Source organism: Streptomyces luteosporeus, assembly GCF_039532865.1.
In the GTDB taxonomy this organism is placed as follows: domain Bacteria; phylum Actinomycetota; class Actinomycetes; order Streptomycetales; family Streptomycetaceae; genus Streptomyces; species Streptomyces luteosporeus.
This window is the reverse complement of sequence record NZ_BAAASL010000007.1, coordinates 1-14,075: the sequence shown is the minus strand read 5'-3', so window position 1 is coordinate 14,075 and position 14,075 is coordinate 1. Positions and strand designations below refer to the sequence as shown.

The 14,075-nt window shown below is 72.7% G+C and carries 14 protein-coding genes; 3 read left to right on the top strand and 11 right to left on the bottom strand.

Going from position 1 to position 14,075, the window contains the following annotated elements:
- Nucleotides 1-2: 2 nt before the first annotated feature.
- The gene (gene glnA, locus ABD361_RS10320; protein ID WP_344434633.1) at nt 3-1,412 is read right to left on the bottom strand and encodes a type I glutamate--ammonia ligase; all 1,410 of its coding nucleotides are present in this window, start codon (nt 1,410-1,412) and stop codon (nt 3-5) included.
- Between the two features lie 177 nt (nt 1,413-1,589).
- Between glnA and ABD361_RS10315 the strand changes: the two genes are divergently transcribed.
- Entirely contained in the window at nt 1,590-2,057 is a 468-nt protein-coding gene (locus tag ABD361_RS10315) for an RDD family protein (RefSeq protein WP_344434632.1), read from the top strand.
- A 68-nt stretch (nt 2,058-2,125) separates the two neighbouring features.
- Here the strand turns inward: ABD361_RS10315 and ABD361_RS10310 are convergent, their stop codons facing one another.
- The 4 genes from ABD361_RS10310 to lipB form a co-directional block, all read right to left on the bottom strand.
- Complete coding sequence (locus ABD361_RS10310) at nt 2,126-2,809, bottom strand: DUF4191 domain-containing protein (RefSeq protein ID WP_344434631.1); 684 nt, start codon at nt 2,807-2,809, stop codon at nt 2,126-2,128.
- A 10-nt stretch (nt 2,810-2,819) separates the two neighbouring features.
- Nucleotides 2,820-3,080 carry an SCO2195 family GlnR-regulated protein gene (locus tag ABD361_RS10305; RefSeq protein WP_344434630.1) on the bottom strand — a complete coding sequence of 87 codons (261 nt, stop codon included), beginning with the start codon at nt 3,078-3,080 and terminating at the stop codon, nt 2,820-2,822.
- Nucleotides 3,081-3,263: 183 nt separating this feature from the next.
- Complete coding sequence (lipA, locus tag ABD361_RS10300; protein ID WP_344434628.1) at nt 3,264-4,211, bottom strand: lipoyl synthase; 948 nt, start codon at nt 4,209-4,211, stop codon at nt 3,264-3,266.
- 119 nt (nt 4,212-4,330) lie between these two features.
- Entirely contained in the window at nt 4,331-5,143 is an 813-nt protein-coding gene (gene lipB, locus ABD361_RS10295) for a lipoyl(octanoyl) transferase LipB (RefSeq protein ID WP_344434627.1), read from the bottom strand.
- Between the two features lie 257 nt (nt 5,144-5,400).
- Here lipB and ABD361_RS10290 point away from each other — a divergent pair, with 257 nt between their 5' ends.
- Nucleotides 5,401-6,885, top strand: coding sequence for an NsdA family TPR-like regulatory protein (locus tag ABD361_RS10290; RefSeq protein WP_344434626.1), 1,485 nt, complete (start codon nt 5,401-5,403; stop codon nt 6,883-6,885).
- 91 nt (nt 6,886-6,976) lie between these two features.
- Here the strand turns inward: ABD361_RS10290 and ABD361_RS10285 are convergent, their stop codons facing one another.
- From ABD361_RS10285 to ABD361_RS10275, 3 genes are all read right to left on the bottom strand, one after another.
- The gene (locus ABD361_RS10285; RefSeq protein ID WP_344434625.1) at nt 6,977-8,287 is read right to left on the bottom strand and encodes an NAD(P)/FAD-dependent oxidoreductase; all 1,311 of its coding nucleotides are present in this window, start codon (nt 8,285-8,287) and stop codon (nt 6,977-6,979) included.
- Nucleotides 8,288-8,463: 176 nt separating this feature from the next.
- The gene (locus ABD361_RS10280; protein WP_344434624.1) at nt 8,464-9,363 is read right to left on the bottom strand and encodes a TIGR01777 family oxidoreductase; all 900 of its coding nucleotides are present in this window, start codon (nt 9,361-9,363) and stop codon (nt 8,464-8,466) included.
- Entirely contained in the window at nt 9,360-9,878 is a 519-nt protein-coding gene (locus tag ABD361_RS10275) for a DUF4240 domain-containing protein (protein ID WP_344434956.1), read from the bottom strand. The genes ABD361_RS10280 and ABD361_RS10275 overlap by 4 nt, the downstream gene beginning before the upstream one ends.
- Nucleotides 9,879-10,039: 161 nt before the next feature.
- On the opposite strand from ABD361_RS10275, the gene ABD361_RS10270 reads away from it, so the two are divergent.
- The gene (locus ABD361_RS10270) at nt 10,040-10,975 is read left to right on the top strand and encodes an SDR family oxidoreductase (RefSeq protein WP_344434622.1); all 936 of its coding nucleotides are present in this window, start codon (nt 10,040-10,042) and stop codon (nt 10,973-10,975) included.
- A gap of 102 nt (nt 10,976-11,077) precedes the next feature.
- Here the strand turns inward: ABD361_RS10270 and ABD361_RS10265 are convergent, their stop codons facing one another.
- From ABD361_RS10265 to sucB, 3 genes are all read right to left on the bottom strand, one after another.
- Nucleotides 11,078-12,043, bottom strand: a complete 966-nt coding sequence (locus ABD361_RS10265) for a helix-turn-helix transcriptional regulator (protein WP_344434620.1) — start codon at nt 12,041-12,043, stop codon at nt 11,078-11,080.
- A gap of 252 nt (nt 12,044-12,295) precedes the next feature.
- Nucleotides 12,296-12,919, bottom strand: coding sequence for a GntR family transcriptional regulator (locus tag ABD361_RS10260; protein WP_344434618.1), 624 nt, complete (start codon nt 12,917-12,919; stop codon nt 12,296-12,298).
- Nucleotides 12,920-13,059: 140 nt separating this feature from the next.
- A partial coding sequence (gene sucB / locus ABD361_RS10255; RefSeq protein ID WP_344434617.1) for a 2-oxoglutarate dehydrogenase, E2 component, dihydrolipoamide succinyltransferase occupies nt 13,060-14,075 on the bottom strand: 1,016 nt, incomplete at its 5' end.

Below are 14,075 nucleotides of genomic sequence, written 5' to 3'. Positions count from 1 at the left end.
GTTTAGATGTCGAAGTACAGCTCGAACTCGTGCGGGTGCGGGCGCAGCTGCATCGGGGCGATCTCGTTGGTGCGCTTGTAGTCGATCCAGGTCTCGATCAGGTCGGACGTGAAGACGCCGCCGGCCTGGAGGTACTCGTTGTCCTCCTCCAGGGCCTCGAGGACGGCCGGGAGGGAGGTGGGGACCTGGGGGACGTTCGCGTGCTCGTCGGGGGCGAGCTCGTAGAGGTCCTTGTCGATGGGCTCGGCCGGCTCGATCTTGTTCTTGACGCCGTCCAGGCCGGCCAGGAGGAGGGCCGAGAAGGCGAGGTAGGGGTTCGAGGACGGGTCCGGGGCGCGGAACTCGACGCGCTTGGCCTTCGGGTTGGAGCCCGTGATCGGGATGCGCATGGCGGCCGAGCGGTTGCGCTGGGAGTAGACCAGGTTGACCGGGGCCTCGAAGCCGGGGACCAGGCGGTGGTAGGAGTTCACCGTGGGGTTGGTGAAGGCCAGCAGCGAGGGGGCGTGCTTGAGGATGCCGCCGATGTAGTAGCGGGCGGTGTCCGACAGGCCCGCGTAGCCCTGCTCGTCGTAGAAGAGGGGCTCGCCGCCCTGCCACAGGGACTGGTGGACGTGCATGCCGGAGCCGTTGTCGCCGAAGATCGGCTTGGGCATGAAGGTGGCGGTCTTGCCGTTGCGCCAGGCGACGTTCTTCACGATGTACTTGAAGAGCATCAGGTCGTCGGCCGCGGCGAGCAGCGTGTTGAACTTGTAGTTGATCTCGGCCTGGCCGGCGGTGCCGACCTCGTGGTGCTGGCGCTCGACCTTCAGGCCGGCCTTGTCCAGCTCCAGGGAGATCTCGGCGCGCAGGTCGGCGAAGTGGTCGACCGGCGGGGCCGGGAAGTAGCCGCCCTTGTAGCGGACCTTGTAGCCGCGGTTGTTCACCTCGGAGCCGGTGTTCCAGGCGCCGGCCTCGGAGTCGATCTCGTAGATCGAGCGGTTGGCGCTGGTCTCGAAGCGGACGCTGTCGAAGATGTAGAACTCCGCCTCCGGGCCGAAGAACGCCGTGTCGGCGATGCCCGTGGAGGCGAGGTACGCCTCGGCCTTCTTCGCCACGTTGCGCGGGTCACGGCTGTACTGCTCGCCGGTGATCGGGTCGTGGATGAAGAAGTTGACGTTGAGGGTCTTGTCCCGGCGGAACGGGTCCAGGCGGGCGGTCGAGAGGTCCGCGCGCAGGGCCATGTCGGATTCGTGGATGGCCTGGAAGCCGCGGATCGACGAGCCGTCGAACGCCAGTTCCTCGGCCGGGTCGAACGCCTCCGCCGGGACCGTGAAGTGCTGCATCACGCCCGGCAGGTCGCAGAACCGGACGTCGACGAACTTGACGTCCTCGTCCGCGATGAACTTCTTGGCCTCGTCGGCGTTCTGGAACATCCAACTCCTCCTAGCCCGGTCACCTGGGGCGGCCGGGGATTGCTTCGGTGAGGCCGACCATAGAGAGGCGGGATTTCCCGGGCATGACCCGATTGTTTCGACCGCGTTAACCGGAGGATGTCTTCCGGCCGGGCCCCGCCGCCCGGGAAAACCCCGGCGGCCCAGTACGGTGGACGGGTGGACAACAGGCAAGCAATCGGATCATGGCTCTCCGGGCCCCGCGCGGCCGCGGAGGACATGGGCATCGAATTCGGCCACCGGGGTGAACGCCTCGGGCTGCCGGCGAGCGGGCCGGGATCCGTCGCCCCGCTCGGGCGGCGCTTCGGGGCCCTGGCCATCGACTGGGCGCTGTGCATGCTCATCGCATACGGATTCCTCGCGGACGGCGATCCGCAGCGCGCCGGCAACTGGGCGCTGCTCGTCTTCTTCGTGCTCAGCGCGCTCACCGTCGGCACGATCGGGTGCACGCCCGGCAAGCGGCTGTGCGGGCTCCGCGTCATCGCCCTCGGCGGTGAGCGGCTCTCCCTGCCGAGGGTACTGCTGCGCAGCGCGCTGATCCTCGTCGTCATCCCCGCCGTCGTCTGGGACCGCGACACCCGGGGGCTGCACGACCGCCTCTCCGGGGCCGTGCAGGTGCGGATCTAGAGCACGAGAGCAGGCGAAAAAGAGGCGGGGCCCTTTCGGGCCCCGCCTCTTTTGTGTCGCTGCGGGCCTCAGCGGCCCTTCGGCATCCGCATGCCCTTCGGCATCGGGCCCTTGGGGATCGGCATGTTGCTCATCAGGTCGCCCAGCGCGCGCAGGCGGTCGTTCACCGCCGTCACCTGCGCACCGGGCAGCACCCGGGGCAGCTTCAGCAGCGTCGTGTGCAGCTTCTTCAGCGGCACCTGGCCCTCGCCGTCGCCCACGACGATGTCGTGCACCGGCACGTCGGCGACGATGCGCGCCATGCGCTTCTTCTCGGCGGCCAGCAGGGTCTTGACCCGGTTCGGGTTGCCCTCGCCGACGAGCACGATGCCCGCCTTGCCCACGGCCCGGTGGACGACGTCCTGGTTGCGGTTCATCGCGACCGCGGGCGTCGTCGTCCAGCCACCGCGCCGGATGTTCTCCAGGACCGCGGCAGCGGCTCCCGGCTGGCCCTCCATCTGCCCGAAGGCAGCGCGCTCGGCGCGTCGTCCGAAGACGATCGCCATCGCCAGGAATGCCAGCAGGAAGCCGAGGATGCCCAGGTAGACCGGGTGGTCGAGCCAGAAGCCGATGGCAAGGAGTACACCGAAGGTGACAATGCCCACAGCTGCGACGACAAGACCGACCTTCGAGTCGACCTTCTTGGTCATCTTGTAGGTCAGGGCGATCTGCTGCAGACGCCCGGGGTTCTCGGATGGTTCCTTCCTCGCCATACGGCGCAGTCTACGTGGCCGAAGGGCCCGGGGCCGCCGCGGCCTCCAGCAGGTGCTGGGCCTCCCGGCGGTCGCGGGCGCGGCGGCGGTCCTCCAGCACGGCGGTCCAGGCGTTGCGGCGGGCGGTGCGCTGGCCACCGCGCATCAGCAGTTCCTCCAGGGCGCGCAGGGCCCCGGCGACGGACGGGGGCCGTACGGAGAGCGTGGACGGCAGTGCGGAAGGGGCGCGGGTGGCGGTCGTGACGACTGCGTTACCGGGCGCGGCCTGCATGTCGGTAGTCCCCTCGGGAGCGTGAGAAGGCGTCGGCGTGGAGGGTGTCGTACTGCTGTGCGTGCTCACATTGTTACTGAACGGTGTTACCAACGCGTGACCGCTTGGTCAAACCCCAATGAAACGTTTACGCGGCCCGCCCCCTTCGCAAGGGGACGGGCCGCGTGACGTTCTCGTGCGCGCTTACGCGGCGGCGCGGCGATCCATCGCCTGCTGGTACAGGCGGCCGGCGCGGTACGAGGAGCGGACGAGGGGGCCCGACATGACGCCGGCGAAGCCGATCTCCTCGGCCTCCTCCTTCAGCTCCACGAACTCCTGCGGCTTGACCCAGCGCTCCACCGGGTGGTGGCGCACGCTCGGGCGCAGGTACTGGGTGATCGTGATCAGCTCGCAGCCCGCGTCGTGCAGGTCCTGCAGCGCCTCGCTGATCTCCTCGCGGGTCTCGCCCATGCCCAGGATCAGGTTGGACTTGGTCACCAGGCCGTACGCGCGGGCCTTGGTGATGACCTCCAGCGAGCGCTCGTAGCGGAAGCCGGGGCGGATGCGGCGGAAGATCCGCGGCACGGTCTCGACGTTGTGCGCGAAGACCTCGGGGCGGGAGGCGAAGACCTCCTCCAGCAGCTCGGGCACCGCGTTGAAGTCGGGGGCCAGCAGTTCGACCTTGGTGCGGCCGCCCTCGCGGCCGGCGGTCTGCTCGTGGATCTGGCGCACGGTCTCGGCGTACAGCCAGGCGCCGCCGTCCTCCAGGTCGTCGCGGGCGACGCCGGTGATGGTGGCGTAGTTCAGGTCCATGGTGACCACGGACTCGCCGACGCGGCGCGGCTCGTCGCGGTCGAGCGCCTGCGGCTTGCCGGTGTCGATCTGGCAGAAGTCACAGCGCCGGGTGCACTGGTCGCCGCCGATGAGGAACGTGGCCTCGCGGTCCTCCCAGCACTCGTAGATGTTGGGACAGCCCGCCTCCTGGCACACCGTGTGCAGGCCCTCGCGCTTGACCAGGCCGTGGAGCTCCTTGTACTCGGGGCCCATCTTGGCGCGGGTCTTGATCCACTCGGGCTTGCGCTCGATGGGGGTCTGGGCGTTCCGGACCTCCAAGCGCAGCATCTTGCGTCCGTCGGGTGCGACAGCGGACACGTCCGGCTCCCTATGACTTCGATTCCTCGGCGAACACCAGGGTACGCCCGTTATTTCCTACGTTCTTACTCGTGCGCCCTGGGCAACCGATGACAGGCCCGGGCGCATTCCCGCCGGGCTCAGGCCGGGGTGGGCTCCCCGGCCGGCCGCTCGACCTCGCGCGGCAGCGGGGCCTCGGACTCCAGCACGTCCCGCAGGTGCTTCTCCACCAGCGGCAGCACCTCGGCGACCGTGACCCGCCGGCCCAGCTCGTTGGAGAGCGAGGTGACGCCCGCGTCGCGGATGCCGCACGGCACGATCCGGTCGAACCAGGTGTTGTCGGGATCACAGTTCAGCGAGAAGCCGTGCATCGTGACGCCCTTGGCGATGCGGATGCCGATGGCGGCGAGCTTGCGGTCCTCGCGGCGCTGGCCGGCGTTGGACGGGGCGTACTCCGGGCCGTTCAGACGCGGGTCGAACTCCTCGTCCGTCAGGCGGGGGTCGAAGTCCAGGCTCAGGCCGGGGATCGCCGGGCGCTGCTCGACGGGATCGCCGAGCACCCATACGCCGCTGCGCCCCTCGACCCGGGTGGTCTCCAGGCCCAGCTCGGCGCAGGTGCGGATCAGGGCCTCCTCCAGACGCCGTACGTGGGCGATCACGTCGACCGGGCGCGGGAGCTTGAGGATGGGGTAGCCGACGAGCTGGCCGGGGCCGTGCCAGGTGATCTTGCCGCCGCGGTCGACGTCGATGACCGGGGTGCCGTCCAGGGGGCGCTCGCTGTCCTCCGTGCGCCGTCCGGCCGTGTAGACCGCCGGGTGCTCCAGCAGCAGACAGGTGTCCGGAATCTCGTCCGCGAACCGGGCCGCGTGCACGCGGCGCTGCTCCTGCCACGCCTCCTGGTACTCGACGGCGTCCGCCCCGAAGCCCAGGTGGACAAAGCGCAGCTCACTCACGGCAGCTCCTGTTCGAACCGGTTTGCGTGTCTCGGTGCTCGACGCGCCCTAGGCCACTGTACGGCGGCGGCGTTCGAACACCGCAGGCGGCCGCCCGCCGCCGACGGCCCCCGGACCCCGCCCGACGATCTTCATTCGGGATTTGATCTGTCCTCACACGATCGGATGAATGCGGGGCGAAGGTGGCGATCGGGGCGTTGAAGGCCGCTAAGTTCACGCCGTTCCAGGAACAGAAGATCAGGGAGACCGGCAGGCTGATGACGGAACGACCCCCCCAGCGCATCCCCAACCGTCAGCTCGCGGCGCTGATCGCGGAAGCCGGCTTTTCCAACGCGGGTCTGGCCCGCCGTGTCGACCAGCTCGGGCTCGAGCACGGGCTCGACCTGCGGTACGACAAGACGTCGGTGACGCGATGGCTGCGCGGGCAGCAGCCGCGCGGCACCACGCCCGCCCTGATCGCCGAGGTGTTCACCCGGCGGCTCGGGCGGCGGCTGTCCGCGCAGGACCTCGGCCTCGACGCGTGCGCCCCCGTGTACGCCGGGCTGGAATTCGCCGCTTCGCCCGAAGAGGCCATCGACATCGTCAGCGGTCTGTGGCGCAAGGACTCCGGCAGCCACACCGAACTGCGCAAGATCGCCTTCACCCCGGCCGGGCTCGTGGTGCCCAGCCGGGACTGGCTCATCGGGCGCGCGGACGAGCGCGTGGCGCGCGGAGTGAGCCCCGCGCCTTCCGAGGGCGCCCCGCGCACCGACGGCCCCGGCCGCCCGCCGGCCGCGCCCGGCGCCCGCCCCGGGCAGCTGCCCCGCCAGCGGACCGCGGCCGCCGCCGAGCGCCCGCCCGGCGGCCGGGTGTCCATGGGCGACATCGCCGCCCTGCGCTCGGTGGGCGAGCTCTTCCGCACCCTCGACCACGCCTACGGCGGCGGCCACGCCCGGCAGGCACTCGTGCGCTACCTCGAACACGAGACCGAGCCGATGCTGCGCGGCACGTACGGGGAGACCACCGGCCGGAGACTGTTCGGCGCCGCCGCCGACCTCACCCGGCTCGCCGGCTGGACCTCGTACGACATCGCCGCGCACGGCCTCGCCCAGCGCTACTACGTCCAGGCCCTGCGCCTCGCGCAGGCCGCGGGCGACCGGGCCTACGGCAGCTACGTGCTCGTCACCATGAGCCGGCAGGCGGTCTACCTCGGCCACGGGCGCGAGGCCGTGCAGCTCGCCCGGGTCGCCCAGCAGGGCGTCGGCTCCGCCGTGCCCCCCGTCGCCCAGGCCATGCTGCACGCCGTCGAGGCCCGGGGCCACGCGGTGCTCGGCGAGGTACGGGCCTGCTCGGCGTCGATGGCACGGGCCGAGCGCTCCCTGGAGGCGGCCAAACCCGGCGACGAGGCACCGCACTGGATCCGCTACTTCGACGAGGCCGAGCTGGCCGACGAATTCGCCCACTGCCACCGGGACCTCCAGCAGTACCGGGCAGCCGCCCAGCACGCGGAACGGTCGCTGCAACTACGCAGCCCCGCGTACGCGCGCAGCCGGCTCTTCTGCAAGGTGGTGCTCGCCACGGCCCGGCTGGGCCTCGGCGAACTGGAGCAGGCCTGCACGCTCGGTGCCGAGGCCACGGCCCAGGCGGGCGAGATGCGGTCGGTACGGGCGCTGGAGTACGTGCGGGACTTCGAGCGGCGGCTGGAGCCGTACCGGGATGCTGCGCCTGTGCGGGGGTACCGGGAGAAGGTTGCGGTGCTTTAGCGCTTCGGCGCTTTAGCGGGTGCCGCCGTCGCGCGGGTGCGGGTCGGGTGTGCCCACCCGTGCCGCCCCAGCGGCACGACTGCCCACACCCTCATGCGGCTCGCAGGGTGGCTCCTGTGTGGGTGGGGCGGATGCCCAGGTCGTGGAGGACTGCCTGGGCGGCCCGGCGGCCGGAGAACAGGGCGCCCTGCACCGTGCTGGTGTCCCGGTGGTCGCCGCACACGTACAGGCCGGACAGCAGCCGTACGGTGCGCCGTACGTCGTGCGGCGCCGGCATCGCCGGGACGGCGTCCGGGTCGTGGTGGACGGCCAGCAGCTCCCAGTCGTCCGCCGGCGTGCCGTAGACGCGGGAGAGCTGGGCGCGGGCCGCGCGGTCCAGCTCCTCGCGGGGCAGGCCGGAGGCGGCGCCCAGCACCGTCGAGGTGACCAGGGCGCGGCCCAGCGGCGCCCGGTCCGGGTCGACCTCGCTGGCGACCGTGGTGTGGGCCACCGGGCCGGGGCACGAGCCGGTCAGGATCAGCGAGGCGTCGCGCAGCGGCGGTTCGGGGGCGGCGTGGTGCAGCACCGTCACCGGGTGGAAGCCGGGCAGCCGCAGGCCCGGGATGAGGTCGGCGGCGGCCCGGGCGCCGGTGGCGACGACGACGGAGCGGCAGGTGAAGTCGCCGTGGTGGGCCGTGCTGACCGAGGTGGTGCCGACCGAGGTGACCTCGACGCCCTGGTGCACGGTGCCGGCGGGCAGGGCCGTGGTCATCAGCTCCGGCATGACGGCGGCGCCGCCGGCCGGCAGGCACAGCCGCCCGCGGGCGTAGCCGTGCAGGACGAGGTCGGCGCACCGGCTGGAGGTGCTCAGGTCCGGGTCGGAGAGCAGGGACGCCAGCAGGGGGCGCAGGAAGCCCTCGACGGTGCGGGCCGGCAGGCCGCGGGAGGCGAGGGTGTCGGCCGTGGGGCGGTCGGGCCGGGCCAGCATCCGTTCGCTGGGCAGCGCGGCGAGGCGGGCCAGCGCCACGCCCAGCCGCGCCTGATCGAGGCCGGCGCTCCGGGAGGCGCGCGCCGCCGCGAAGGCGCGGGCGGTGGTGAAGGCGCGCTTGGCCCCGCGGAGTTCGCCGGTGCGGTGGTTGCGCCCGTCGGCGTGCACCAGCACGCCCGGGCTGAACGGGCGCAGTTTGAGGCCTTCGAGGCCGGGGGTGCGCAGCAGTTCCGGGAAGGAGGTGTTGAGCAGTTGCCCGGTGCGGTCCAGCAGGAAGCCGTCCACGGCGTCGGTGACCATCCGGCCGCCCGGCCGCTCGGCCGCCTCCAGGACCGTGACGGTCACGCCGGCGCCGATGAGGTGGTGGGCCGCCGAGAGACCGGCGAGGCCGGCTCCCACGATGACGACGTCAGTGTGGCGTGCGCTGTTGAGCACGTGCCCTCCCGGGGTCGGTCCGCTCGCTCGGGGGCCTGATGCCCTCAACGAGCGGTCGCGATGCGCGAGTTCGCCTCGACCGTAGAGAGAAATCCGGTCAATAACAGTCGCGCATGGACCGAGCACGGTCGCACAGCGGTCGCACGGCCGAAGGAATTGCGGCGTGGGGGTGGAACTCAGTCCTCCGTCAGCGCCGCGCGTGCGGCGCTCTCGAAGTCCGGGCAGGCGAAGGAGAAGCCCGTCTCCAGCAGCCGCCGGGGCACGGCCCGCTGGCCTGCCAGGACGTCCTCGGCCATCTCGCCCAGGGCCAGCCGCAGCGCCGGCGCGGGCACCGCGAACGGCGCAGGGCGCCGCAGCGCGCGCCCCAGCACCCGCGTCGCCTCCCGGTTGGTCACCGGGTGCGGCGCGGTGAGATTGACCGGACCGGAGACGTCCGCCGCGTCCAGCAGGTGCCGCAGGGCGGCCACGTGGTCCCGCAGGGCGATGAAGCTCCAGTACTGGCCCCCGCCGCCCAGCCGGCCGCCGAGACCCAGCCGGAAGAGCGGGAAGAGCCGCGCCCCCAGGCCCCCGTGGCGGGAGAGCACGAGACCGGTGCGCAGGAGCACGGTCCGCACGCCCGCCTCCGCGGCGGCGCCCGCCGCCTCCTCCCAGTCGCGGCACACCTCGGCGAGGAAGCCGCTGCCGGGCGGGGCGTCCTCGTCCACCACGCGCTCCCCGGTGTCGCCGTAGATGCCGATCGCGCTGCCGCTGAGCAGTACGCGCGGCGGCCGGTCGAGGGAGGCGAGGGCCTCGGCGAGCGCCCCGGTGCCGTGCACCCGGCTGTCGCGGATCTCCTTCTTGTACGCGGCGGTCCACCGGTGGTCGCCGATCCCGGCCCCGGCCAGGTGGACGACGGCGTCGCAGCCGGCCAGCCCGGCGGCGTCCACGTGGCCCCGGGCGGGATCCCAGGCGACCTCGCCGGGCGCGCGCGGGGCGCGCCGGACCAGCCGGACGACCTCGTGGCCGTCCGCCCCCAGCGAGCGGACCAGGGCGGAACCGATCAGGCCGGAGGCCCCCGTGACGGCGACGCGGCTCATGCCCGGAACCGCTCCCAGAGCCGGGGGAAGCGCCGGGCCAGCTCGCCGTCGTCCTCGATGTCGAAGGCCGTCCCCAGCGGCTCCGGCGGCTGGGGCGCAAGCCCCAGGTCCGGCGTCTCGGTCCCCGTCAGCTGCTCGTACGCCTCGTCGGCGGCGTAACCGAGGTCCTCGCCGTCGCCGTCGACCTCCTCGTCGAAGTCCTCCAGAAGGTCGGCCAGGGTGTCGGGGTCGTGCAGCGCCCCCTCGAAGACCTCCCGGCCCTGGCCGATCAGCCAGCAGCGGAAGTAGTCGAAGACGTCGTCGCTGGCCCCGTCCAGCAGCACGGCCGCCGCCCCCCACAGATCCCACAGGTACGCGCGGTTGTAGCGGGACTCGAAGTGCCGGGCGAAGTCCAGCACGCTGTCCGGGTCCAGCCGCGTCAGCGACTCGACCAGCACGTCCGCCTGGTCCTCCGGGTCCCCCTCGGCTGCGTCGCGTGCGCTGTCGATCAGCTCCCAGAACTCCGTCTCGTCCATCACGGGTCCAGCATCGGCCCTGACGCAGGGCGACGCACCCCGAGGGGTACGGATGCTGCCGTGTTGTTACCGGTGAGGGTGGGACCGCAATACACGACAGAAGGTGTCCGGTATCGCTGTGAGAGTGCCTCCGTCGCGATCGGACGGAAGGAAGGATCACCATGTCGGGAACCGAGGAACGACCGCTGGCCGGCAAGGTCGCCCTGGTGGCCGGGGCCACCAGGGGCGCGGGCCGCGCCATGGCCGTGGAACTGGGCCGGGCCGGAGCCCTCGTCCACGTCACCGGCCGCACCACGCGCGAGCACCGCAGCGAGGTCGGCCGGCCCGAGACCATCGAGGAGACGGCGGAACTGGTCGCCGCGGCGGGCGGTACGGCGGTCGCGACGGCGGTCGACCACCTGCGGCCGGAGCAGGTCGAGGCGCTCGTCGCACGCCTCGAGGCGGAGCACGGGCGGCTGGACGTGCTCGTGAACGGGCTCTGGGGCGGCGACCACCTGCTCGACTATCCCGAGGGCTTCGAGAAGAAGATGTGGGAGCTCGACCTGGAGGCCGGGCTGCGCATGCTGCGGCTCGGCATCGACTCCCACCTGATCACCAGCCGGTACGCGCTGCCGCTGCTCACCCGGCGGCCGGGCGGGCTGGTGGTGGAGGTGACCGACGGCACGGCCGAGTACAACGCGAACCACCGCGGCCACGCGTACTTCGACCTGGCCAAGAACGCGCCGGTCCGCATGGCGCTGGGCCTGGCCCGGGACCTGAAGGACCTCGGGGGCACGGCGGTGTGCCTGACGCCGGGGTACCTGCGGTCGGAGGCGATGCTCGACACGTACAAGAAGGTGACCGAGGAGACGTGGCGCGACGCCGTCGCGGACGATCCGCACTTCTGCATCTCCGAGAGCCCCACGTACGTCGGGCGGGCGGTGGCGGCGCTCGCGGCGGACGCCGAGGTCGGGCGGTTCAACGGGCAGTCGCTCTCCAGCGGGCAGCTGGCGCGGGTGTACGGCTTCACGGACGTGGACGGCACGCGGCCGGATGCGTGGGGGTACATCGCCGCACTGGAGGCGGGGAAGGAGCCGCGGGAGCGGGACTACCGGTGACCTGCGGGTGCGTGGGGGCTTGTCGCGCAGTTCCTCGCGCCCCTTCGGGGCGGCCCGTCAGGGGCGCGGGGAACTGCGCGGCCAGCCACGACGGTGGGGCGGTCAGTCGTAAAGGGCGGCCATCCGCGCGGCCACGCGCGCGACGCGCGTCCGCAGCTGCGGTGGGCCGAGCACCTCCACCTCCGGGCCGAGCCCCAGCAGCTGCGACTCCGCGACCTCCAGCGACTCCACCCGCAAGGTCACCGTGACGCGGCCGGCCGCGTCCGCGGGGCCGGCCGCCGCGAGGGCCTCGTGGGCGGCGGCCGCGTCCGTGACGTGCGGCAGCCGGCGTGCTCCGGCCGGGGTCAGGCGCAGTTCGGTGGACTCGCGCAGGATCGACCGGGCGAACTCGGCCGCGCGCTCCTCCCAGAACGCCGCCAGGTCGAAGTCCTCGTCGCGGCGGAAGACCTGCTCGCCCACGGTGACCTCGGTGAACCGGTCCGCCCGGTAGACGCGGTGGTCCTCGCCGGCCCGTGCCACCACGTACCACGCACCCGCCTTGAGGACGAGCCCGTACGGTTCCAGCTCGCGGACGACCTCGCCGTCCCGGCGGCGGTAGCGGGCGGTGATGCGGCGGTCGTCCCACACCGCCTCGGCCAGGGCGGGCAGCAGGGCGGGCGTCTCGTGCGGGCGCCACCAGCCGGGGGCGTCGAGGTGGAAGCGCTGGGCCGCGGCCGCGGGGGCGTCGCCGAGGTCGGGGTGCAGGGCGGCGGCGACCTTGAGCCGGGCGGCGGAGGCCGCGTCGGCCAGGCCCATGTCGCGCAGGGCCGTGGGGACGCCGGAGAGGAAGAGGGCCTCGGCCTCGGTGCGGCCCAGGCCGGTCAGCCGGGTGCGGTAGCCGCCCACCAGGCGGTAGCCGCCGGTGCGGCCGCGGTCGGCGTAGACGGGGATGCCGGCCTCGGACAGGGCCTGGACGTCGCGGGCGACGGTGCGCTCGGAGACCTCCAGGCGCCGGGCGAGCTCGGGCCCGGTCATGGAGGCCTTGGACTGGAGCAGGAGCAACAGGTGGATCAGTCGGGCCGCACGCACGTCCCCATGATGCAGGGGTCCCATGATGCAGGGGTCCGCGGGCAGCACGGGGCGGGACGACAGGAGGCCGTGCGCCAAGCCAGGGCACGGTGACGAACGGCGTCCTGTCGCCACCCCTGAGCCGTGCCGCGACACAGGACAGGGCGCGCGGCGTGGCTCCGTCGGAGACGATACGCCTTTGATCGATGATCGATCAATCGCTGCGGCGAGGAGATGCCGAGGAGATTTTGTGGAGAGCGGGCGGGGCTGCCGTCAGATCTGCGGCGCGCAGCTCAGGACGTGGGAATTGAGCAGCTCGCCGATGGCCGGGTCGCGCTCGGCGAAGGCCCGTACGATGCGGGCGTGCTCCTCGGCGTGGGCGCGGGGGGTGGGGCTGAGCCAGCGGATGGACAGCGCCGTCCACACCTCGATGCCCAGCGACTCCCAGGTGTGCAGCAGCACCGAGTTCCCCGCGGCCCGCACGATCTCCCGGTGGAAGGCGACCGTGTGCCGCGCCTGGGCCTCGGTGTCGCCCGTGCGGTCGGCCTCCCGCAGGGCCGCGACCTCCCGCTCCAGCGCGCTCGTGTCGCCGGCCAGCCGCTCCGCGGCCAGTTCGGCGGCCACCCGCTCCAGGCCGGCCCGCACCGGGTAGCTCTCCTTGAGGTCGGCGGCGGTCAGCTCCCGTACCCGGGCGCCCTTGTTGGGGGCGGACTCGATCAGCCGCAGGGACTCCAGCTCGCGCAGTGCCTCGCGCACCGGCGTCTGGCTCACCAGCAGTTCCGCCGCGATGCGGCGCTCGACGATGCGCTCCCCGGGCTGCCAGCGCCCGCCGACGATGCCCTCCAGGATGTGCTCGCGGATCTGCTCGCGCAGCGAATGGACGACGGGCGGGGCCATGGGTGCTCCTTGAGCCGGGCGAGCGTGGACCGGGAGCCATTATCCCGGTCGGGTGCGAACAGGCCGAAGGGCGCGGACCCGGCCCGTACGGATACGGGAGGGGCCCGCGCCCTTCATGGCGCAGCGGGGTGCCTAGGAGGTCACAGACCGATCTCGGTCTCGAACTCCGCGGCCTCCAGGATCTGCTTGACCGTGGTCAGGTAGCGGGCGGCGTCGGCGCCGTCCACCAGACGGTGGTCGTAGGACAGGGTCACGTAGACCATGTCGCGGATGGCGATGGTCTCGCCCAGCTCCGGGTGGTTGATGACCACCGGGCGCTTGACGGTGGCGCCGATGCCCAGGATCGCGACCTGGTTCGGCGGCACGATGACCGTGTCGAACAGCGCACCGCGCGAGCCGGTGTTGCTGATCGTGAAGGTCGCGCCGGAGAGCTCGTCCGGCGTGATCTTGTTGCCGCGGACCTTGCCCGCGAGCTCCGCCGTCTTCTTGGCGATGCCGGCGATGTTGAGGTCACCCGCGCCCTTGATGACCGGGGTCATCAGGCCCTTCTCCGAGTCGACGGCGATGCCGACGTTCTCGGAGTCGAAGTAGGTGATGGTGCCCTCGGCCTCGTTGATCCGCGCGTTGACGACCGGGTGGGCCTTCAGCGCCTGGACGGCGGCCTTGACGAAGAACGGCATCGGGGAGAGCTTGACGCCCTCGCGGGCGGCGAAGCCGTCCTTGGCCTTGTTGCGCATCCGCATGATCTTGGTGATGTCCACCTCGATCACGGACGACAGCTGGGCCTGCTCGTGCAGCGCCTTCATCATGTTGTCCGCGATCGCCTTGCGGATCCGCGGCATCTTGACGGTCTGGCCGCGCAGCGGCGAGACCTCCAGGGCCGGGGCCTTCGGCGCGGCGGCGGCCGGAGCCGCAGCGGCGGCCGGGGCCGGGGCGGCCTTGGCGGCCTCCGCGGCGGCGACGACGTCCTGCTTGCGGATGCGACCGCCGACGCCGGTGCCGGCGACGGTGCGCAGGTCGACGCCGGACTCGGCGGCGAGCTTGCGGACCAGCGGGGTCACGTACGCGCCGTCGGCCGCCGGGGTGGCGACAGCAGCCGCAGCGGCGGCCGGGGCCGGGGCGGCCGCCGCGGGAGCCGGGGCCGGGGCGGCGGGGG